The 21460-nt window shown below is 68.3% G+C and carries 18 protein-coding genes; 14 read left to right on the plus strand and 4 right to left on the minus strand.

Going from position 1 to position 21460, the window contains the following annotated elements:
* Nucleotides 1-109 precede the first annotated feature (109 nt).
* Nucleotides 110-2428, plus strand: a complete 2319-nt coding sequence (gene pcrA / locus A5771_RS17225; RefSeq protein WP_064856411.1) for a DNA helicase PcrA — start codon at nt 110-112, stop codon at nt 2426-2428.
* A gap of 14 nt (nt 2429-2442) precedes the next feature.
* Here the strand turns inward: pcrA and A5771_RS17230 are convergent, their stop codons facing one another.
* Nucleotides 2443-2985: a hypothetical protein gene (locus tag A5771_RS17230; protein ID WP_064856412.1), complete on the minus strand. Its 543-nt coding sequence runs from the start codon at nt 2983-2985 to the stop codon at nt 2443-2445.
* A 9-nt stretch (nt 2986-2994) separates the two neighbouring features.
* Nucleotides 2995-3987: a M23 family metallopeptidase gene (locus tag A5771_RS17235; RefSeq protein WP_064856413.1), complete on the minus strand. Its 993-nt coding sequence runs from the start codon at nt 3985-3987 to the stop codon at nt 2995-2997.
* A gap of 288 nt (nt 3988-4275) precedes the next feature.
* Here A5771_RS17235 and sucC point away from each other — a divergent pair, with 288 nt between their 5' ends.
* The 3 genes from sucC (at nt 4276) to A5771_RS17250 (ending at nt 7970) form a co-directional block, all read left to right on the plus strand.
* Nucleotides 4276-5451 (plus strand): ADP-forming succinate--CoA ligase subunit beta, encoded by a 1176-nt coding sequence (sucC, locus tag A5771_RS17240; RefSeq protein WP_064856414.1) that lies wholly within the window; start codon nt 4276-4278, stop codon nt 5449-5451.
* A 2-nt stretch (nt 5452-5453) separates the two neighbouring features.
* The gene (gene sucD, locus A5771_RS17245) at nt 5454-6356 is read left to right on the plus strand and encodes a succinate--CoA ligase subunit alpha (protein WP_064856415.1); all 903 of its coding nucleotides are present in this window, start codon (nt 5454-5456) and stop codon (nt 6354-6356) included.
* A gap of 87 nt (nt 6357-6443) precedes the next feature.
* Nucleotides 6444-7970: an acetyl-CoA acetyltransferase gene (locus A5771_RS17250; RefSeq protein WP_064856416.1), complete on the plus strand. Its 1527-nt coding sequence runs from the start codon at nt 6444-6446 to the stop codon at nt 7968-7970.
* 73 nt (nt 7971-8043) lie between these two features.
* Here the strand turns inward: A5771_RS17250 and A5771_RS17255 are convergent, their stop codons facing one another.
* Nucleotides 8044-8889, minus strand: a complete 846-nt coding sequence (locus A5771_RS17255; RefSeq protein WP_064856417.1) for an LLM class F420-dependent oxidoreductase — start codon at nt 8887-8889, stop codon at nt 8044-8046.
* A 145-nt stretch (nt 8890-9034) separates the two neighbouring features.
* On the opposite strand from A5771_RS17255, the gene A5771_RS17260 reads away from it, so the two are divergent.
* The 8 genes from A5771_RS17260 to A5771_RS17290 all read left to right on the plus strand — a co-directional run bounded on the left by A5771_RS17260 (nt 9035) and on the right by A5771_RS17290 (nt 16979).
* Nucleotides 9035-9913, plus strand: coding sequence for a DUF5336 domain-containing protein (locus A5771_RS17260; protein WP_064856467.1), 879 nt, complete (start codon nt 9035-9037; stop codon nt 9911-9913).
* A gap of 45 nt (nt 9914-9958) precedes the next feature.
* On the plus strand, nt 9959-11398 hold the full coding sequence (locus A5771_RS17265; protein ID WP_064856418.1) for a cell division protein PerM: 1440 nt from the start codon (nt 9959-9961) through the stop codon (nt 11396-11398).
* 73 nt (nt 11399-11471) lie between these two features.
* Nucleotides 11472-11924 (plus strand): hypothetical protein, encoded by a 453-nt coding sequence (locus A5771_RS17270; protein ID WP_064856419.1) that lies wholly within the window; start codon nt 11472-11474, stop codon nt 11922-11924.
* Nucleotides 11925-11956: 32 nt separating this feature from the next.
* Nucleotides 11957-12583, plus strand: a complete 627-nt coding sequence (gene purN / locus A5771_RS17275; RefSeq protein WP_064856420.1) for a phosphoribosylglycinamide formyltransferase — start codon at nt 11957-11959, stop codon at nt 12581-12583.
* The gene (purH, locus tag A5771_RS17280) at nt 12580-14145 is read left to right on the plus strand and encodes a bifunctional phosphoribosylaminoimidazolecarboxamide formyltransferase/IMP cyclohydrolase (RefSeq protein WP_064856421.1); all 1566 of its coding nucleotides are present in this window, start codon (nt 12580-12582) and stop codon (nt 14143-14145) included. Before purN ends, purH begins: the two co-directional genes overlap by 4 nt.
* A gap of 130 nt (nt 14146-14275) precedes the next feature.
* Complete coding sequence (locus A5771_RS24695; RefSeq protein WP_428844418.1) at nt 14276-14509, plus strand: CDGP domain-containing protein; 234 nt, start codon at nt 14276-14278, stop codon at nt 14507-14509.
* Nucleotides 14510-14612: 103 nt separating this feature from the next.
* Entirely contained in the window at nt 14613-16388 is a 1776-nt protein-coding gene (locus A5771_RS17285) for an N-acyl-D-amino-acid deacylase family protein (RefSeq protein WP_064856422.1), read from the plus strand.
* A gap of 3 nt (nt 16389-16391) precedes the next feature.
* Nucleotides 16392-16979 carry a TetR/AcrR family transcriptional regulator gene (locus tag A5771_RS17290; protein ID WP_064856423.1) on the plus strand — a complete coding sequence of 196 codons (588 nt, stop codon included), beginning with the start codon at nt 16392-16394 and terminating at the stop codon, nt 16977-16979.
* Here A5771_RS17290 and A5771_RS17295 read toward each other — a convergent pair.
* Nucleotides 16962-17996 carry an alpha/beta hydrolase gene (locus A5771_RS17295; protein ID WP_064856424.1) on the minus strand — a complete coding sequence of 345 codons (1035 nt, stop codon included), beginning with the start codon at nt 17994-17996 and terminating at the stop codon, nt 16962-16964. The genes A5771_RS17290 and A5771_RS17295 overlap by 18 nt on opposite strands.
* A gap of 91 nt (nt 17997-18087) precedes the next feature.
* Here A5771_RS17295 and A5771_RS17300 point away from each other — a divergent pair, with 91 nt between their 5' ends.
* Together A5771_RS17300 and A5771_RS17305 are read left to right on the plus strand one after the other, a co-directional pair.
* Nucleotides 18088-19479 (plus strand): sigma 54-interacting transcriptional regulator, encoded by a 1392-nt coding sequence (locus tag A5771_RS17300; RefSeq protein ID WP_064856468.1) that lies wholly within the window; start codon nt 18088-18090, stop codon nt 19477-19479.
* Entirely contained in the window at nt 19454-21460 is a 2007-nt protein-coding gene (locus A5771_RS17305) for a vWA domain-containing protein (RefSeq protein WP_428844417.1), read from the plus strand. Before A5771_RS17300 ends, A5771_RS17305 begins: the two co-directional genes overlap by 26 nt.

Raw genomic sequence — 21460 nt, forward strand, 5'->3', positions numbered from 1 at the left:
CGGTACCCGTAGATAAATCGACGCTGCATGTCGAGCACGAACCGAGTCTGCCACTAAGGGCCGTGCCAGCGCAAAGAGTGTCGGCGTTCGGCGGTACGTTGGGTTCGTTATGAGTGTGCATGCGACTCCGCAAACCGATCACCTGCTGGACGGGCTCAACCCGCAGCAGCGTCAGGCCGTACTGCACGAGGGCTCGCCGCTGCTGATCGTGGCGGGGGCCGGTTCGGGCAAGACGGCCGTGCTCACCCGGCGGATCGCCTACCTGCTGGCCGCCCGCGACGTCGGCGTGGGGCAGGTGCTGGCGATCACCTTCACCAACAAGGCCGCCGCCGAGATGCGGGAGCGGGTGGAGGGGCTCGTCGGCCCGCGGGCGCGGGCGATGTGGGTGTCGACGTTTCACTCCACCTGCGTGCGGATCCTGCGCAACCAGGCCTCGGTGGTTCCCGGGCTGAACTCCAACTTCTCGATCTATGACGCCGACGACTCGCGGCGGCTGCTGCTGATGATCGGGCGCGACATGGGCCTGGACGTCAAACGGCATTCGCCGCGGCTGCTGGCCAACGCCATCTCCAATCTCAAGAACGAACTGATCGACCCCGAACGGTCGCTGGCCGAGCTGACCGAGGACTCCGATGACCTGAGCCGGGTGGTGGCCGCGGTGTACGCCGAATACCAGCGCCGGCTGCGCTCGGCCAACGCCCTGGACTTCGACGACCTGATCGGCGAGACGGTCGGCATCCTGCAGGCGTTCCCGGAGATCGCCCAGCACTACCGCCGCCGGTTCCGGCACATTCTGGTCGACGAGTACCAAGACACCAACCACGCCCAATACGTGCTGGTGCGTGAGCTGGCGGGGCATTCCGTCGAAGGCGGGCAAGCCGCCGACATCCCGCCGGCGGAGCTGTGCGTGGTGGGTGACGCCGACCAGTCGATCTACGCGTTCCGCGGCGCCACCATCCGCAACATCGAGGACTTCGAACGCGACTACCCGGATGCGAAGACGATGCTGCTGGAGCAGAACTACCGCTCCACCCAGAACATCCTGTCGGCGGCCAATGCGGTGATCGCCTACAACTCCGGGCGCCGGGAGAAGCGGCTGTGGACCGACGCCGGTGACGGCGAGCTGATCGTGGGCTATGTCGCCGACAACGAACACGACGAGGCACGGTTCGTCGCGCAGGAGATCGACGCCCTGACCGACGCGGGCACGATCAACTACGGCGACATCGCGGTGTTCTACCGCACCAACAACTCATCCCGGTCGCTGGAAGAGGTGTTCATCCGTGCCGGGATCCCCTACAAAGTCGTTGGCGGCGTGCGCTTTTACGAACGCAAAGAGATCCGCGACGTCATCGCCTACCTGCGGGTGCTGGACAACCCCGGCGACGCGGTGAGCCTGCGGCGCATCCTCAACACCCCGCGCCGCGGCATCGGTGATCGCGCCGAGGCGTGCGTGGCGGTGCACGCCGAGAACACCGGCATCGGCTTCGCCGCCGCGCTGCGCGCCGCCGCCGACGGCCAGGTGCCGATGCTCAATACCCGCTCGCAGAACGCGATCGCCGGATTCGTCGCGATGCTCGACGAACTGCGGGCACACCTCAACGCGTGCGAGGAGGACCTCGGCGGGCTGGTCGAGCAGGTGGTGGACCGCACCGGCTACCGCGGCGAACTCGAGGCCTCCACCGACCCGCAGGATCTGGCGCGGCTGGACAACATCAACGAACTCGTCAGCGTTGCTCATGAATTCAGCATCGACCGGGCCAACGCGCTCGCCGAACTGGACAACCTGCCCGAGGAGGAGGACATCCCCGACGTCGGGGTGCTGGCGGCGTTCCTGGAGCGGGTCTCGCTGATCGCCGACACCGACGAGATCCCCGAACACGGTTCGGGCATGGTCACGCTGATGACGCTGCACACCGCCAAAGGCCTGGAGTTCCCGGTGGTGTTCGTCACCGGCTGGGAAGACGGCATGTTCCCGCACATGCGGTCGCTCGGGGATGCCCGCGAGCTGTCCGAGGAACGCCGGCTGGCCTACGTCGGCCTCACCCGGGCCCGGCAACGGCTCTATGTGAGCCGGGCCAAGGTGCGCTCGTCGTGGGGCCAGCCCATGTTGAACCCGGAATCGCGCTTCCTGCGCGAGATCCCGCAGCAGCTCATCGATTGGCGGCGCACCGACGCCACCGCGTCACCGAGCGCCCCGGTCAGCGGGGCCGGCCGGTTCGGGACGCCCAGACCGGCACCGAGCCGCTCCGGCAATCGGCCACTGCTGGTGCTGGCTCCCGGGGACCGGGTCTCGCACGACAAGTACGGCCTGGGCCGGGTCGAGGAAGTCTCCGGCGCGGGGGAGTCGGCGATGTCACTGATCGACTTCGGCAGTTCCGGGCGGGTCAAGCTGATGCACAACCACGCGCCGGTGACCAAGCTTTAGCGGGTCGCCGCCAACTACGGGAGGCCGAGCCAGCGCTTGGTGGCCGGATGCAGTGCCGCCACGACGGTGGCGGCCTGGATGAACGGGATGGTGTGCACGATGCCCGGCACCCGGGCACCGGCGAGGAACAGGCTGCCGAAGGTCAGCAGCGCCACCACCGCCCCGATCGCGATCAGGTATCGGCCGACCGGGCGCCGCAGCAGCAGCATGATCACCCCGGTCACGGTCGTCCCCGCGAACACCAGGCTCAAAAATGCGACCGCGACACAGAACAGCCGGTCGGTGTGCCACCAGCTGGCGATCAGGTCGGTAGACACCACGGAGGTGGCCCAGCAGCCGATGATGGCGAACACGCAGGCACTGATCGGCACGGCGGCCGACGGGGTGTGACCCGGCCGGGGTGCCTCGTGGGGCCGCATCGCCGGCGGCATCTGCTGCGCGCCGGTGACGACCGGAATGGCGCCGGTAGGGGCCCGGCGGATGATGCGGCTGGCAGCACTGGCCGGATCGTTTCCGAAAGGATTAGCGCCGGTGGGCGGCTGGTGGCGGTCGGTCACCCGTCCAGGTTAAGCGAAATTGATGCCGCGTTTGGCGAGCCAGGAGGTCGGGTCGATCCGGCTGGTGCCGTTCTGCAGCACCTCGAAGTGCAAGTGCGGGCCGGTGGAGTAGCCGCGGTTGCCCATCTCGGCGATCTGGTCGCCGGCCATCACCCGCTCGCCGACGCTGACCAGCGACCGGTTGATGTGCCCGTAGAGGGTCACCGTGCCGTCGGAGTGGCGCAGCTTGACCAGCATGCCGTAGCCCGCGCTGGCGCCGGACTCGATCACCACGCCGTCGGACGCCGCCAGAATCGGGGTGCCGATGGCGTTGGCGATGTCGATGCCGGCGTGCAGCACACCCCAGCGGTAGCCGAAGTTCGAGGTGAACGCGCCCTGGGTGGGTGCGACAAACAGCGGACGCTGCAGCCGGGCCTCGCGCTCGGCGCGCTCCTGGGCGAACGCCACGCCCTTGGCCAGCTCCTCGTTGTGCACGACGACATTGGCCGCGGCCTTGACCGTGATCATCTGCATACCGTGGCTGGAGGTGGTGGTGGTGCCGTCGTTCAGCATCGTCTTGCTGGCGGCCAGCACGGCCGGCCGATTCACCGTGTCGTCGGACGGGTGGGTGGCGGCGTGCGCGGCGGCGGCCGCCGCACCAGCGGCCATCGCGGCGATCATCACGCGGCTCTTGACCGCGCTGGTGGGCTGGCTGCGGTGCTTTCCGCCGCGCGACGGAACACCGGCTGCCTCGCGCGGAGAACGGTAGACGTACTCGTCGGGGTAACCGCCGCGGGGGAACGCCAGCTGCAGCACCGGCATGTTGTCGGTGTCGGTCAGGTCGTCCAACTCCGGCGCCAGCAGCACCTCATCCGAACCGTCGAAGGCCGTATCGCGGAAGGGCGCGTCGTCGAGCTGTCCGAACTCGTTGAACGGGATGATGTCGGTGACTTCGGCGGGGCTGGGGGCCGCCGCTGCGCCGCTCCGATAGCGAGGGCTGATCCCGCCGGGAAGCGGGCGCATGGGTGATCCGTGCCGCATCAGACTGGAAGATCCTCTGGTCGTAATCAGAACGTTATAAAGACCTGGACTTGGTGACGGTAACCAGTGATGCGCCGCACTGGCAAGCTATCGGTCGAAACATGCACGTAATGTGAAATGAATCACGTTTCGACGGCGGTGAGATGTGCCACAGCGGTGGTATGGGAGGGCGGAACCTCGCCGCGGGGTCGATACAGTGCCTCGGGAGTTAAATCCTCCTGAATCCGACAGTGCCGGCCCGCCGGCTACCCGTAATAAGACAGTGAGCCCATGGATCTTTTCGAGTATCAGGCGAAGGAGCTGTTCGCCAAGCACAACGTGCCGACCACTCCTGGCCGAGTAACCACCTCGGCTGAGGACGCCAAAGCCATCGCCACCGAGATCGGCCGACCGGTCATGGTCAAGGCCCAGGTCAAGGTCGGCGGCCGCGGCAAGGCCGGTGGCGTCAAGTACGCCGCCACCCCGGAAGACGCGCTCACCCACGCGCAGAACATTCTCGGCCTGGACATCAAGGGCCACATCGTCAAGAAGCTGCTGGTAGCCGAGGCGAGCGACATCGCCGAGGAGTACTACATCTCCTTCCTGCTGGACCGTTCCAACCGCACCTACCTGGCCATGTGCTCGGTCGAGGGCGGCATGGAGATCGAAGAGGTCGCCGCCACCAAGCCGGAACGGCTGGCCAAGGTGCCCGTCGACGCGGTCAAGGGTGTCGACCTGGCGTTCGCCCGCTCGATCGCCGAGCAGGGCCACCTGCCCACCGAGGTGCTCGACGCCGCCGCGGTGACCATCCAGAAGCTGTGGGAGGTCTTCGTCAACGAAGACGCCACCCTGGTCGAGGTCAACCCGCTGGTGCGCACCCCCGACGACCAGATCCTGGCACTGGACGGCAAGGTCACCCTGGACGGCAACGCCGAGTTCCGCCAGCCCGGCCACGCCGAGTTCGCCGACCTCGACGCCACCGACCCGCTGGAGATCAAGGCCAAAGAGCACGACCTCAACTACGTCAAGCTCGACGGCGAGGTCGGCATCATCGGCAACGGCGCCGGCCTGGTCATGTCCACGCTGGACGTCACCGCCTACGCCGGTGAGAAGCACGGCGGCGTGAAGCCGGCCAACTTCCTCGACATCGGCGGCGGCGCCTCGGCGGAGATCATGGCTGCCGGGTTGGACGTCATCCTGGGCGACAAGCAGGTCAAGAGTGTGTTCGTCAACGTGTTCGGCGGCATCACCGCGTGCGACGCGGTGGCCAACGGCATCGTGTCGGCGCTGAAGATCCTCGGCGACGCCGCGACCAAGCCGCTGGTGGTGCGTCTCGATGGCAACAACGTCGAGGAGGGCCGGGCGATCCTGGCCGAGGCCAACCACCCGCTGGTGACCGTTGTCGCCACCATGGACGAGGCCGCCGACAAGGCCGCCGAGCTGGCGCACGCCGGAAAGGACGCTTGAGCATGTCGATCTTCGTCAACAAGGACAGCAAGGTCATCGTCCAGGGCATCACCGGCAGTGAGGCCACTATCCACACCGCTCGGATGCTGGCCGCCGGCACCCAGATCGTCGGCGGCGTCAACGCCCGCAAGGCCGGCACCACGGTCACGCACACCGACAAGAACGGCGAGAGCGTCGATTTGCCGGTGTTCGGCGGCGTGGCCGAGGCGATGGAGAAGACCGGCGCCGACGTGTCCATCGCGTTCGTGCCGCCCAAGTTCGCCAAGGACGCGATGATCGAGGCCATCGACGCCGAGATCGGCCTGCTGGTGGTCATCACCGAGGGCATTCCGGTGCAGGACAGCGCGTATGCGTGGGCCTACAACCTGGAGAAGGGCGCCAAGACCCGGATCATCGGGCCGAACTGTCCGGGCATCATCACCCCCGGCGAGTGCCTGGTCGGGATCACCCCGGCCACCATCAGCGGCGCCGGCCCGATCGGTCTGGTCTCCAAGTCCGGCACGCTGACTTACCAGATGATGTACGAGCTGCGGGACTTCGGGTTCTCCACCGCGATAGGCATCGGCGGCGACCCGGTGATCGGCACCACCCACATCGACGCCATCGAGGCGTTCGAGAAGGACCCCGCCACCAAGGTCATCGTGATGATCGGTGAGATCGGGGGCGACGCCGAGGAGCGGGCCGCCGACTACATCAAGGCCAACGTCACCAAGCCGGTGGTCGGCTACGTCGCCGGGTTCACCGCTCCGGAGGGCAAGACGATGGGGCACGCCGGTGCGATCGTGTCCGGTTCGTCGGGCACCGCGGCCGCCAAGCAGGAGGCTCTGGAGGCCGCCGGTGTGAAGGTGGGCAAGACCCCGTCGGCCACCGCGGAACTGGCGCGCCAGATCCTGGAAAGCCTGTAGCAGTTTTCTGCTGAGCAGACGTGAAAGCCCCCATTTCAGCCTGAAATTGGGGGCTTTCGCGTCTGCTCGCCTTAGGAAGGTAAAGCCATGAGCATTGATCCGCGTACGCCCGTCGTCGTCGGCGTCGGGCAGGCCGCCGAACGCATCGACGACGCCGACTACCGCGCCATGTCGCCGGTGGAGCTGGCCGCTGCCGCCGCGCAGGCGGCCGTGGAGGACTGCGGCGGGCAGCAGGTCGTAGCGGCTATCGATGCGGTGGTGGCCACCCGCCAGTTCGAGAATTCGATCCCGAATGCTCCGGCGCCGCTGGGTAAGTCGAACAACTTCCCGCGCTCGGTGGCCCGTCTGATCGGTGCGGACCCGGCTCGGGCGGTGCTGGACAAGGTGGGTGGTCAGGGGCCGCAGAAGCTGCTCAGCGAGTTCGCCGCCGAGATCGCGGCCGGCACTGCCGACGTGGTGCTGCTGTGCGGATCGGATGCCACCTCGACGCTGCGTCACTTCGCCAAATCCGACGACAAGCCGGATTTCAGCGAGACCATCGACGGCCAACTCGAAGACCGGGGTCACGGCCTGGATGAGTTCGTCGAGCGCTACACCGTCATCCACGGGCTCACCGGTGCGCCGGTGCAGTACGGCCTGCTGGAGAACGCCCGGCGCGCCCGGCTGGGCCGAAGCACCGCCGACTATCTGCAGGCGATGGGCGAACTGTTCGCGCCGATGACCAAGATCGCCGCGAAGAACCCATTCTCGGCCTCGCCGGTGGAACGCACGGTCGATGAGCTGACCACGATCAGTGACGCGAACCGGATGATCTGCGACCCCTACCCGCGGCTGCTGGTGGCGCGCGATCAGGTCAACCAGGGTGCCGCAGCTTTATTGATGTCGGTGGAGGCCGCCCGGCGCCTGGGCGTGCCCGAAGACCGCTGGGTGTATTTGCACGGCCACGCCGACATGCGTTCCCCGCGCCTGCTGGAACGCTCCGACCTGAGCGCCTATCCCGCCGCCGTGGCCGCCACCACCGAAGCGCTGGCGATGGCCGGCATCGGCTTCGACGACGTCGCGGCAATGGATCTCTACAGCTGCTTCCCGGTGCCGGTGTTCGCCATTTGTGACGCCTTTCACCTGGCCGCCGACGACCCGCGCGGCCTGACCCTGACCGGCGGCTTGCCGTTCTTCGGCGGCGCCGGCAACAACTACTCGATGCACGCCATCGCCGAGGCGGTGGCCGCAGCCCGCAGTGCCCCAGGGCAATTCGCCTTCGTCGGCGCCAACGGCGGCATGATGAGCAAGTATTCGGTCGGCGTGTACTCGGCCGCCCCGGTTCCATGGATGCCGGATCGCAGTGCCGAACGTCAGGCCCAGATCGACGGCGGCGCAGGCGAGGCCGTCACCGAGCATGCCGAGGGCGCGGCGACGATCGAGACCTACAGCGTCCGTTACGACTGGGAGACCCGGACCGGGATCATCATCGGCCGGCTCGACGCCGACGGCAGCCGATTCCTGGCGACCACCGAGGACGACGACCTGGTGGCGCTGTTGTCCGACGGTGAGCCGCTGGGGGTGCCAATCACGGTGCGCGCCTTGGACTACGGCAACCGCTGCTCGTTGCGCTGATTTCTTGCCGAGCAGTCGCGAAAGCCCCCATTTCGGGCCTGGAATGGGGGCTTTCGCGTCTGTTCGCGCTAGGTCAGCCCAACCCCAACTTGCCGGCCAGGCGTTCGACGTAGGCGGCGACTTCGGCTTCGGACTTGTCGGGCAGGCCGAACAGCGTCTCGGTGACACCGAGTTCGGCCCAGTGCGCCAGCTTCTCGGGTACCGGCTTGAAGTCCAGTGCCACGATCTGCGGTGCCCCGTCGCGACCGGCGGCCGCCCAGATGTCCTGCAGCAGCTTGACCGGTGCGTCGATGTCGAAATCCCGCGGCGTGGTGATCCAGCCATCGGCACTGCGGGCGATCCACTTGAAGTTCTTCTCGGTGCCGGCCGCACCCACCAGCACCGGAACGTGGGACTGCACCGGCTTGGGCCAGGCCCAGCTCGGCCCGAAGTTGACGAACTCGCCCTCAAAAGAGGCTTCCTCCTGGGTCCACAGCGCGCGCATCGCCTCCAGGTACTCGCGCAGCATGGTGCGTCGCCGCCCCGGCGGCACCCCGTGATCGGCCAGCTCATCGGTGTTCCAGCCGAACCCGACGCCCAGGCTGACCCGCCCGCCGGAGAGATGATCGAGCGTGGCGATCGATTTGGCCAGCGTGATCGGATCATGCTCGACCGGCAACGCCACCGCGGTGGACAACCGCACCCGCGAGGTCACCGCGCATGCGGTCCCGAGACTCACCCACGGATCCAGCGTGCGCATATACCGGTCATCGGGCAGCGACTCATCCCCGGTCGTGGGATGTGCGGCCTGCCGCTTCACCGGAATGTGGGTGTGCTCGGGGACATAGAAGGTGGTGAAGCCATGATCATCAGCGAGTTTGGCCGCGGCCGCCGGAGCGATACCACGGTCACTGGTGAACAACACAAGCCCGTAATCCATATCGGTGATTAGAACGTGTTCTTGTTAGGCGGGCAAACGGTGGGGTCCTTTCGTGCGCGGCATTGACCCACCGGGTCCGGCCGCCAGTGCGCTAGCGTGGATGATCGAACCGCGCCGCACCTGCCCCCAATGCACAGGAGAGGTCATGACCTACTCGCCCGGCAACCCCGGCTACCCGCCTTCCCAACCGCCAGGCTCCTACGGACCTTCTGGCCCCTCGTTTGCCAAGTCCGGCAGCAGTGATGCCGAGAGCAAGCTGCCGCTGTACCTGCAGATCGCCGTCGTGGTGCTGGGCTTCGGTGTCTACCTGGCCAACTTCGGGCCGATCGTGACCGTCACCGATGGCGAGTACCCGCTGATCCTCGGCGACGCCGGCCACACGGTTCCGCTGGCCTTGCTGGCGGCGCTGCTGGCTGGGGCGGGACTGCTGCCCAAGGCCAAGGTCTACACCGCGGTGGTCGCAGTGATCGCCTCGCTGGGAGCGCTGCTGGCGATCGCGACCATCGCCGACTCCGGCGGCAGTTACACGATCGGCTGGGGCCTGTGGCTGGTGCTGACCTTCAGCATCCTGCAGGCCGCCGCCGCGATCGGGACACTGCTGCTGGAGGCCGGCGTCGTCAGTGCGCCGGCCCCGCGCCCCAAATACGACCCGTATGCGCAGTACGGGCTGCCGCCGGGCGGCAACTACTACGGTCAGCCGGGCCAGCAGGGGTACGGGCATCAGGGCCAGCAGCAGTCGGGATACCCCTCGTACGGCGGCTACCCGTCCGGCGGAGGTTACGGTGCCCAGTCGGGGCCGTCGACCGGCGGATTCAACTCCGGTGCGCAGCAGGCACAGTCGGCGCAGCAGGGCCCGCCCACGCCGCCGACCGGATTCCCCGGCTTCGGGCAGCCGCAGACCGGCGGTTCGGGCAGTTCCTCGACGGGTGGCCAGGGCGATTCCGGATCCGGTCAGGGCCAGAGTTCGACCGGCGGCCAGCAGTCGCAGGGCGGCTCCGCCCCGTCGGGGCCGGCGCAGACCTAACCCGCGCCCGCGCGCCGAGTTGAACGTGCTCGCAGCGTGACACCGGTGTCCGGCGGTAGGCCAGGTTCGAACCCGACTCGTGACCTGGTTCGGGTCGCATTCGGCCCGTCCGTCGTGGCGTTGACCGTCATCGCAGCGGTGACGCTGCTGCAGTTGCTGATCGCCAACAGCGACATGACCGGGGCCTCGGGCGCCATTGCCAGCATGTGGCTGGGCGTGCACCAGGTGCCGATCTCGATCGACGGCCGGGAGCTGGGCGTGCTGCCGCTGCTCCCGGTGCTGTTGATGGTCGCCGGAACCGCGCGGACCACCGCGCAGGCCACCTCGGCGGGCGCCTCCTGGTTCGTCGTCCGCTGGATCGTGGCGTCGGCGCTGGGCGGCCCGCTGCTGATCGCGGCGGTCTCGCTGGCGATCATCCACGACGCGGCCTCGGTGATCACCGAACTGCAGACCCCGCACGCCCTGAGCGCCTTCGCGCACGTACTGGTGGTGCATGCGATCGGCGCGGCGATCGGGGTGGGCCTGCGGATGGGCCCGCGGGTGCTGGCGGAGACGCCGCTGCCGGGCTGGCTGGGCGACTCGCTGCGGGCCGCGGTCACCGGCATGCTGGCCCTGTTCGGGCTGGCCGGCGCGGTGACGACGGCCTCGCTGGTCCTGCACTGGGGAACCATGCACGAGTTGTACGCGATCACCGATTCGTTGTTCGGCCAGCTCAGCCTCACCCTGCTGGCGGTGCTGTACGTGCCCAACGTGCTCGTCGGCGCGACCGCGATAGCGGTCGGATCGAGCGCGCAGATCGGCCCGGCGCTGTTCAGCGCGTTCACCGTGCTGGGCGGCGACATCCCGGCGCTGCCCGTCCTGGCCGCGGCGCCCACTCCGCCCCTAGGCCCGGCGTGGGTGGCCCTGCTGATCATCGGCGCCGCGTCGGGTGTGGCCGTCGGCCAGCAGTGCGCGCGCCGCCCGCTGCCCCTGCTTCCCGCGCTGGCCAAGGTGCTGACCGCGGCGTTCATCGCGGCATTGACGATGGCCCTATTGGGTTTCGCCGGCGGTGGGCGGCTGGGCAACTTCGGTGAGGTCGGGGTGGATCAGCTCACCTTCGGCCCCGCGGTGTTCAGCTGGTTCGCCGCCATCGGTGCGCTGACGGTCGTGATGATCGGCGGTGTCGGGCGCGCAGCGGTCAGGACACGGCCGATGTTGCCGCCCGCGGCGCCCCGGCAGCCGGAACCGCAGCCCGAACCGGTTCCGGTGCAGGACGAGGTGGTCGATCCGCACGAACCCGGGCAGCTCTTCGAGCCCGACGAACTCTTCGAACCCGGAGAGGTCATCGAGGGCGGTGAGCTGAGCTGGACGGCCGAACCCGAGCCGCCGCGGGAGTCCCAACCGCGGGTGTTCGAGTCGCACGCTCCGACCGAGCCGCCCGGACCGCTGGAAGACCCCGAAGACCTGATGTTCACCGACGACGACGGGTTCGACCGGCCCGGATAGCTCCCCGTTGCCGGAGGCAAATCAAGGACTTCTGTCCCTTATATTCCGGTCGGCGTCCTGGTCGCATAAAGGCATGACCCGTCTCGTCAGCACGGACGCCGCCAAGCCCGGGGTCGGAAACCTGCACCGGCTGGCCGGCATGCGCGCCGAAAAGCTCACCAAGCTGGTCCTGCCGCCCGGACACGAACCGATCCTCGACATCATGGCGATGATCTGGCTCGACGGCGTGCAGGCCGGGCTCCAGCTGGACGGGGAGCCCACGTCGATCGGGTTGTCGACCCCGCTGGCCGAGGCGTTGTATCAGCGGTTGGAAGACGCCGAACTCTGCAGCGAATACGACGAGTTCCCGGAGCTGGACGATCGCGACTTCCAGAATCTGGCGTGTGATCGAGTGGAGAAGATCAGCCGGGGCATCCATCCGGTCGGCCACCCCGATGTGATCTGGGACAAGGTCGAAATCTGGACAGACGGCGTGGCCGCAGCACTGCGAATCACCCGGGAAGAAGCGCAGCAACAGGCCGGATAGCCCGGCCGTTCGGGGCGGTAGGCTCTTGCTTCGTGCAACCGATCCACGTGGCCCCCCGCGTCCCGGCCCGGCTGGTGGTGCTGGCGTCGGGGACCGGATCATTGCTCGAGTCGCTGCTGGCCGCGGCGGTGGGCGACTACCCCGCGCGGGTGGTGGCCGTCGGTACCGATCGGGATTGCCGGGCGGTCCAGATCGCCGCCTCAGCAGACCTGCCGGTGTTCACCGTGCGGCTGGCTGACTACCCCAACCGCGCGGCCTGGGATGCGGCGCTGACCGAGGCCACCGCGGCCCACAACCCTGATCTGGTGGTCTCGGCCGGGTTCATGAAAATCCTGGGGTCGGAGTTTCTCACCCGGTTTCTGGGCCGCACCGTCAACACCCACCCGGCGCTGCTGCCCGCCTTCCCGGGTGCGCACGCCGTACCCGAGGCGCTGGCCTATGGAGTGAAGGTCACCGGCTGCACCGTGCACCTGGTCGACGCCGGAACCGACACCGGCCCGGTGCTGGCCCAGGAACCGGTCGCCGTGCTCGACGACGACGACGAAGACACCCTGCACGAACGGATCAAGACAGTGGAGCGCAAGCTCCTGGTGGACGTGCTGGCCGCGTTGGCGACCGGCGGCGTGACCTGGACCGGACGAAAGGCAACCATAGGATGACCGACGGCAAGCGACCGATTCGGCGGGCGTTGATCAGCGTCTACGACAAGACCGGCCTGGTTGATCTGGCCACCGGTCTGCATGCCGCCGGCGTGGATATCGTCTCCACCGGGTCCACGGCGAAATCGATTGCCGCCAAAGGTATTCCGGTGACACCGGTGGAGCAGCTGACCGGCTTCCCGGAGGTGCTCGACGGCCGGGTCAAGACGTTGCACCCGCGGGTGCATGCCGGGCTGCTGGCAGATCTGCGTAAGCCCGAGCATGCCGAGGCGCTGAGCGAACTGGACATCGCTCCGTTCGAGCTGGTGGTGGTCAACCTGTACCCGTTCAGCGAGACGGTGGACTCCGGTGCCGCCATCGATGAGTGCGTCGAGCAGATCGACATCGGTGGGCCGTCGATGATCCGGGCGGCCGCCAAGAACCATCCCAGCGTCGCCGTGGTGGTCGACCCGCTCGGCTACGAGGGTGTGCTGGCCGCGGTCAACGCCGGCGGGTTCACCCTCGATGAGCGGAAACGTCTGGCGGCACTGGCATTCCGGCACACCGCCGAATACGACGTGGCAGTCGCGGGGTGGATGTCGTCGACGCTGGCGCCTGAGGAGTCGCGTCAGGCGATGCCGGAGTGGGTCGGTCGCACCTACCGCCGGGCGGCGCAGCTGCGCTACGGCGAGAACCCGCACCAGCAGGCCGCTCTCTACTGCGATGCCGCCGCCTGGCCGGGCTTGGCTCAGGCTGACCAGCTGCACGGAAAAGAGATGTCCTACAACAACTTCACCGATGCGGATGCGGCCTGGCGGGCGGCCTTCGATCACGAAGAGATCTGCGTGGCGATCATCAAACACGCCAATCCGTGCGGCATCGCGGTCTCGTCGACCTCGGTTGCCGATGCCCACCGCAAGGCCCACGAGTGCGATCCGCTGAGCGCCTTCGGCGGGGTGATCGCGGCGAACACCGAGGTCAGCGTCGAGATGGCGGAGTTCGTCAGCGCCATCTTCACCGAGGTGATCGTCGCGCCGGCCTACGAGCCCGGTGCCGTCGAGATCCTGGCCCGCAAGAAGAACATCCGGGTGCTGGTGGCTTCCGAGCCGCTGCGGGGGGGCACCGAGTGGCGCCAGGTCAGCGGCGGGCTGCTGATGCAGAGCCGCGACGGCCTCGACGCGCCGGGCGACGACCCGGCGAACTGGACGCTGGCCACCGGGTCGGCGGCCGATCCCGCCACGCTGGCCGACCTGGCATTCGCCTGGCGCGCCTGCCGCGCAGTCAAGTCGAACGCGATCGTTGTGGCGGCCGACGGCGCCACCGTCGGCGTGGGAATGGGCCAGGTCAACCGGGTTGATGCGGCCCGGCTGGCGGTGGAGCGCGGCGGTGAGCGGGTGGCCGGCGCGGTGGCGGCCTCCGATGCGTTCTTCCCGTTCCCCGACGGCCTGCAGACCCTGACCGCGGCCGGGGTGAAGGCGATCGTGCACCCGGGCGGTTCGGTGCGCGACGACGAGGTGACGGCGGCGGCCGCCGAGGCCGGCATCACGCTGTACCTGACCGGGGCTCGGCACTTCGCACACTGAACTATGGGCTGATAGATGTGTTCGGGGGAGGATCATGACGATGAGGGCAATTGGACTTGTCATGGGGCTGGGCATCGCCGCTGCCACGCTGGCGGCTCGCTCTGCCGCGAACGCCTACCCCGGCGACCCGATGGGCACAAACTGTGAATCGAACGCGCTCGGGGCGCTGTACTGCGACGGTCCGGTGCAGCCGGACGGGTCGTGGACCCGCTGCGTAGACGTTTCCGCGCAACCCGTCTACGGCGGCCCCGATGGGGGATGGAACGGATGGACGATGCCAGCGCATCAGTGCTACCACTACGACCCAGCGCAGCCTCCTTTCAAACTTGGTCAGCCGGACCATCACATCGGCGATGGGCTCTGAGCTGCGCTCCGATCTCGATGGACGCGGGCACGCACTGACCCCTTGACAAAAAGATTGCAGGCGCTCACTATCTAACTCACTGCCTTAAGTGAGGAGTGCCGTCGTGACCTACGACCTGATCATTCGCAACGGCCTGTGGTTCGACGGCCTGGGCAACGCCCCGCAGGTCCGCACCCTGGGCATCCGCGACGGCGTCGTCGCCGACATCGTCACGGCGGAGCTCGACGACACGGACTGCCCGGACGTCATCGATGCCGCCGGCAAATGGGTGGTGCCCGGCTTCATCGACGTGCACACCCACTACGACGCCGAGGTGCTGCTGGACCCGGGGCTACGCGAATCGGTGCGCCATGGCGTCACCACGGTGCTGCTGGGCAACTGCTCGCTGTCGACGGTGTACGCCGAATCCGAGGACGCCGCCGACCTGTTCAGCCGGGTCGAGGCGGTCCCGCGCAAATTCGTGCTGGAGGCGTTGCAGTCCAAGAAGACCTGGTCCACCCCTGCCGAGTACGTGCACGCCCTCGAGGAGTTGCCGCTCGGGCCCAACATCAGCTCCATGCTCGGCCACTCGGACCTGCGGACCGCGGTACTCGGCCTGGACCGCGCCACCACCGACGGCATCGTCCCGTCCGACGCCGAGCTGGAGAAGATGGCCGAGCTGCTCGATGCGGGCCTCGATGCCGGACTGCTGGGCATGTCCGGGATGGACGCCCCCATCGACAAGCTCGACGGCGACAGGTTCCGGTCCCGGGCGCTGCCGTCAACGTTCGCCACCTGGCGGGAGCGTCGGCGGTTGATCAAGGTGCTGCGCAAGCGCGGCCGGATGCTGCAGAGCGCGCCCGACGTCCGAAACCCGTTGACGGCGTTGAACTTCTTCCTGACCAGCAGCGGCATATTCGGCCGGCGGCGCGGGGTTCGGATGAGCCTGCTGGTCTCTGCGGACGCCAAGTCGGCGCCGGGCGCGGTCCGGGTCTTCGGCCCCGGTGCTCGGCTGCTCAACGCCGTGCTCGGCTCCAGCGTGCGGTTCCAGCACCTGCCGGTGCCGTTCGAGTTGTACTCCGATGGAATCGATCTGCCGGTGTTCGAGGAGTTCGGCGCGGGAACCGCCGCCCTGCATCTGCGCGACCAGCTGGAACGCAACGCGCTGCTGGCCGACACCGAGTACCGGCGCCGGTTTCGCAAGGCCTTCGACCGCAAAAAGCTGGGCCCGTCCTTGTGGCACCGCGACTTCCACGACGCGGTGATCGTCGAATGTCCGGATGTCGGCCTGATCGGCAAGAGCTTCGGGCAGATCGCCGAAGAGCGCGGGCTACACCCGCTGGACGCGTTCCTCGATGTGTTGGTCGAGAACGGCGAACGCAACGTGCGCTGGACCACGATCGTCGCCAACCACCGGCCCAAGCAGCTGGACAAGCTGGCCAACGAACCGGTGATCCACATGGGGTTCTCCGACGCCGGAGCGCACCTGCGCAACATGGCCTTCTACAACTTCTCGCTGCGCCTGCTCAAGCGCGTCCGCGACGCCGAGGCGGCCGGGCAACCATTCATGAGCATCGAACGGGCGGTCTACCGGCTGACGTCCGAAGTCGCCGACTGGTTCGGTTTCGACGCCGGCACGCTGCGTCAAGGCGACCGAGCGGACTTCGTGGTGATCGACCCGGCAGGTCTGACCGACGCCGTGGACGGCTACCACGAAGAGAAGGTGCCGTTCTACGGCGGGCTTTCCCGGATGGTCAACCGCAACGACGACGCGGTGGTGGCGACCGGGGTGGGCGGCACGGTGGTGTTCCGCAACGGGCAGTTCCGCGACGGCTACGGCACGACGGCGAAGTCCGGACGCTTCCTGCGCGCCGGATCGCGTGCGCTGCAACCGGTGTAGATCATGGCGCGAACCCAGCAGGAACGCCGTGCGGCCACGGTCGCCGCGCTACTCGACGCCAGCATCGCCACCATCGCCGAGATCGGCTACGCCCGGGCATCGGCCAAGGTGATCGCCAAGCGGGCGAACGTCTCCGACGGAGCGTTGTTCCGCCACTTCGAGACCATGGGCGACTTCATGGCCGCCACCGCGCAGGAAGTCCTGCGCCGTCAACTGGAGCGGTTCGGCAAGCAGGTCGCCGAGATCCCGGCGGAGGTGCCGGCGCTGGAAGCGGTGCTGACGGTGCTGCGCGACCTGACCGCCAACTCAACCAACGCGGTGGTCTACGAACTGTTGATCGCCGCGCGCACCGACGACAAGCTGCGAGCCTCGCTGTCTGATGTCCTGGCCGAATACAGTGCCAAGATCTGCGAGGCCGCGCGGGTACTGCCCGGGGCGGAAGCGTTTCCGCCGGAACTCTTTCCGAACCTGGTGGCGCTACTCACCAACACCTTTGACGGCGCCGCGATCGTGCGCGCCGTTCTGCCGCAGCCGGAGATCGAGGCGAATCGGATTCCGCTGCTGCTGAAGCTGCTAGATGGCGGTATCTGAGCGCTTAGAGTCGACGTTCGGCGGCGCGGCAGGCATCACGTGGTCGACGAAGTGCGCGATCTCGGCGACCGCACGGCGCGCGTCCGGGTTGAAGTCGAAGGTCAGCTGGAACATGTGCAAGGCGCGGTCCCAGACCTGAACCCAGTTCGGCACCCCTGCGGCGGTGAGCTTGTCGGCCAGCACGAAGGTGTCGTTGCGCAGCATCTCATTGTTGGCGACCTGCAGCAGGAACGGCCCCAGGCCGCGCAGCTCCGACTCGGGGGGCATCACCGGCAGCTCGCGGGTGCCGTTCACGGTGGCGAACACCCGGTAGATGAACATGAACGCCATGAGCGGGAAGAACGGATCGCGGTGGGAACGCGCGGCCTGGCGTTTGATCTCCATGTCCGACGACGTCAGCGCCGACATCAACACCTGACCGGCGGGCACCGGAAGTCCGGCATCACGCGCCGTCAGCGCGGTGGTCACTGCCATCAGCCCACCGGCCGAATCACCCGCCATCACAATGCGATCCGCGCTGTACCCGGCGTCCAACACATGCTGATATGCGCACATGCCGTCGGAGATGGCCTCGTCGACGCCGGCCAGTGGCGCCAGGCGGTAACCGACATTGAACACCTTCGCGCCGGTGGCTTCCGAGAGCTTGCTGGCAAAGCGACGGTGCGAATTGAGGCCCAACGTCACCAGCGCCGAACCGTGGAAGTAGACGATCACCCGGTCGGAGCCGCGGGCGGCAGGGGCCACCACCCACTCCGCCGGACAGTCGGTCAGCCGCTCTTTGGCCACCTCGGTGCCCGGCAACGCCCGGATGTAGCGCATCGGCAGGTCGATGAGGTCCAGGCGCGCCCGCTGCAGTGCGGCGGGCCAGAAACGGTTGACGATCATGCCGATGATCGTCAGCACGGCGATCGAAGTGCGCAGGAAGATCGCCGCGCCCACCGCCAGCAGCCGGGCCTGCCAGGAGGCCGGACCGAAATACGCCTGCGCCGGTCGATCGCGCCATTCCGGGGAGTTCACAGTACCCAGGGTATCGGGTATCTACCGGTCGGATGAAGTGGGACGCCGTGACGGACTACCGCGCCCGCCGTAGTTTGGAGTGGTGACCGCGCTGAACACCCCGCACGATCTGCCCACCACCCTCGGCGAGCTGCGAGCCGCCGGCCACCGGGAAAGGGGGGTCAAGCAGGAGATCGCCGAGAACCTGCTGGCCCGCCTCGCCGACGGTGAGGACCAGGCCACCCTGTGGCCCGGCATCTTCGGTTTCGAGGACACCGTGATACCGCAGCTGGAGCGGGCGCTGATCGCCGGCCATGACATCGTGCTGCTCGGCGAGCGCGGCCAGGGCAAGACCCGGCTGCTGCGGGCGTTGACCGGGCTGCTCGACGAGTGGACGCCGGTGATCGCCGGCGCCGAGCTCGGTGAGCACCCCTATTCGCCGATCACTCCCGAGTCGATTCGGCGGGCCGCCGAGCTCGGCGACAACCTGCCGGTGGCCTGGCGGCACCGCAGCGAGCGCTACACCGAGAAACTCGCCACCCCCGACACCTCGGTGGCCGACCTGGTCGGCGACATCGACCCGATCAAGGTCGCCGAGGGCCGCAGCCTGGGCGACCCCGAGACCATGGCCTACGGCCTGGTCCCGCGCGCGCATCGCGGCGTCGTCGCCGTCAATGAACTGCCCGACCTGGCCGAGCGCATCCAGGTGGCGATGCTCAACGTGATGGAGGAGCGCGATATCCAGGTGCGCGGCTACACGCTGCGGCTGCCGCTGGACGTACTGGTGGTGGCCAGCGCCAACCCGGAGGATTACACCAACCGCGGCCGCATCATCACCCCGCTCAAGGACCGGTTCGGCGCGGAGATCCGCACCCACTATCCGCTGGAACTCGACGCGGAGATCGCCGTGATCGCCCAGGAGGCCCATCTGGGTGCGCAGGTGCCCGACTACCTGCTGGGGGTGCTGGCCCGGTTCGCCCGCTACCTGCGCGAGTCGCGGTCGGTGGATCAGCGCTCCGGTGTCTCGGCGCGGTTCGCGATCGCGGCCGCGGAGACGGTGGCGGCCTCGGCTCGGCACCGCGGCGCGGTGCTGGGCGAGACCGATCCGGTGGCCCGGGTGGTCGATCTGGGCACCATCGTCGACGTGCTGCGCGGCAAGCTGGAATTCGAATCCGGCGAAGAGGGCCGTGAACAGGCGGTGCTGGAACACCTGCTGCGGCGGGCCACCGCCGACACCGCATCGCGGGTGCTGGGCGGGATCGACGTCGGGCCGCTGGTGTCGGCGGTTGAGCAGGGCGCGGCGGTGACCACCGGGGAGCGGGTGTCGGCCAAAGCGGTGCTGACGGCGCTGCCGGATCTGCCGGTCATCGACGCCGTCGCGCAACGCCTGGGTGCGGAATCTGAGGGCGAACGCGCTGCGGCGCTCGAATTGGCCTTGGAAGCACTGTATTTGGCCAAGCGCATCGACAAGACCACCGATGAGGGCGAAACCGTCTATGGCTAGAAGTCACGGCTCGCGGTATTCGGCCTACACCGGTGGGCCGGATCCGCTAGCGCCGCCAGTCGACCTGGCCGAGGCGCTGGAGGAGATCGGTCGCGACGTGATGGAGGGGACGTCGCCGCGCCGGGCCCTGCAGGAGTTGCTACGCCGCGGCACCAAGACCATGACCGGAGCGGACCGGTTGGCCGCCGAGGCGCACCGGCGTCGCCGGGAACTGTTGCGCCGCAACAATTTGGACGGCACGCTGGCCGAGGTCAAGAAGCTGCTCGACGAGGCGGTGCTGGCGGAACGCAAAGAGTTGGCCCGCGCGCTCGACGACGACGCCCGGTTCGCCGAGATGCAGATCGAGGCGTTGTCGCCGTCACCGGCCAAGGCGGTGCAGGAGCTGGCGGACTACAACTGGCGCAGCGCCGAAGCCCGGGAGTCCTACGAGAAGATCAAGGACCTGCTCGGCCGCGAGATGCTCGACCAGCGCTTCGCCGGCATGAAGCAGGCGCTGGAGGGCGCCACCGACGAAGACCGGCAACGGGTCAGCGACATGCTCGACGACCTTAACGATCTGTTGGACAAGCATGCCCAGGGAGAAGACACTGACGATGATTTCCGGCAGTTCATGGATAAGCACGGCGAGTTCTTCCCGGAGAACCCGCGCAATGTCGAGGAGTTGCTCGACTCGCTGGCCAAGCGGGCCGCCGCTGCGCAGCGCTTCCGCAACAGCTTGAGCGCCGAACAGCGTGCCGAGCTGGATGCGTTGGCAGAGCAGGCATTCGGTTCGCCCGCGCTGCAGCAGGCGCTGGGCCGCCTGGACGCGCACCTGCAGGCGGCCCGGCCGGGGGAGGACTGGACCGGCTCGGCGGAGTTCTCCGGCAACAACCCGCTCGGGATGGGCGAAGGCGCCCAGGCCTTGAGTGACATCGCCGAACTCGAGCAGCTGGGCGAGCAGCTGTCGCAGGCCTACCCCGGTGCCAGCATGGACGACGTCGACCTGGACGCGCTGGCCCGCCAGCTCGGCGACCGGGCCGCCATCGATGCGAAGACCCTCGCCGAGCTGGAACGCGCACTGCTCAACCAGGGGTTTCTGGACCGCAGCTCCGACGGGCAGTGGCGGCTATCGCCCAAGGCGATGCGCCGGCTCGGCGAGACGGCGCTGCGCGATGTGGTGCGCCAACTTTCGGGGCGCCGCGGCGAACGCGACCACCGTCGGGCCGGCGCGGCCGGCGAACTGACCGGGGCGACGCGGCCCTGGCAGTTCGGCGACACCGAACCGTGGAACGTCACCCGCACCCTGACCAACGCGGTGCTGCGGCAAGTCGCCGAACCGGGCACCCCCGCCACCCGCGGCCGGCTGTCGATCAGCGTCGACGACGTCGAGGTGTCGGAGACCGAGACCCGCACCCAATCCGCCGTCGCACTGTTGGTGGACACTTCGTTCTCGATGGTGATGGACAACCGCTGGCTGCCGATGAAACGCACCGCGCTGGCGTTGAACCATCTGATCAGCACCCGGTTTCGCTCGGATGCGTTGCAGATCATCGCTTTTGGGCGCTACGCCCGCACCGTCACCGCCGCCGAGCTGACCGGGTTGGAAGGCGTCTACGAGCAGGGCACCAACCTGCATCATGCGCTGGCCCTGGCCGGCCGGCATCTGCGCCGGCATCCCAACGCCCAGCCGGTGGTGCTGGTGGTCACCGACGGGGAACCGACCGCCCACCTGGAGGATTTCGACGGCGCCGGCACCCAGGGCCCATCGGTGTTCTTCGATTACCCGCCGCACCCGCGGACCATTGCCCACACCGTCAAGGGGTTCGATGACGTGGCCCGGCTCGGCGCACAGGTGACGATCTTCCGGCTCGGCGACGACCCCGGGCTGGCCCGGTTCATCGACCAGGTGGCGCGCCGGGTCGCGGGCCGGGTCGTGGTGCCCGAACTCGACGGCCTGGGCGCCGCGGTGGTCGGGGACTACCTCAGATCGCGACGCCGCTGA

Origin of the sequence: Mycolicibacter sinensis (assembly GCF_001667375.1) — a bacterium.
GTDB lineage: Bacteria > Actinomycetota > Actinomycetes > Mycobacteriales > Mycobacteriaceae > Mycobacterium > Mycobacterium sinense_A.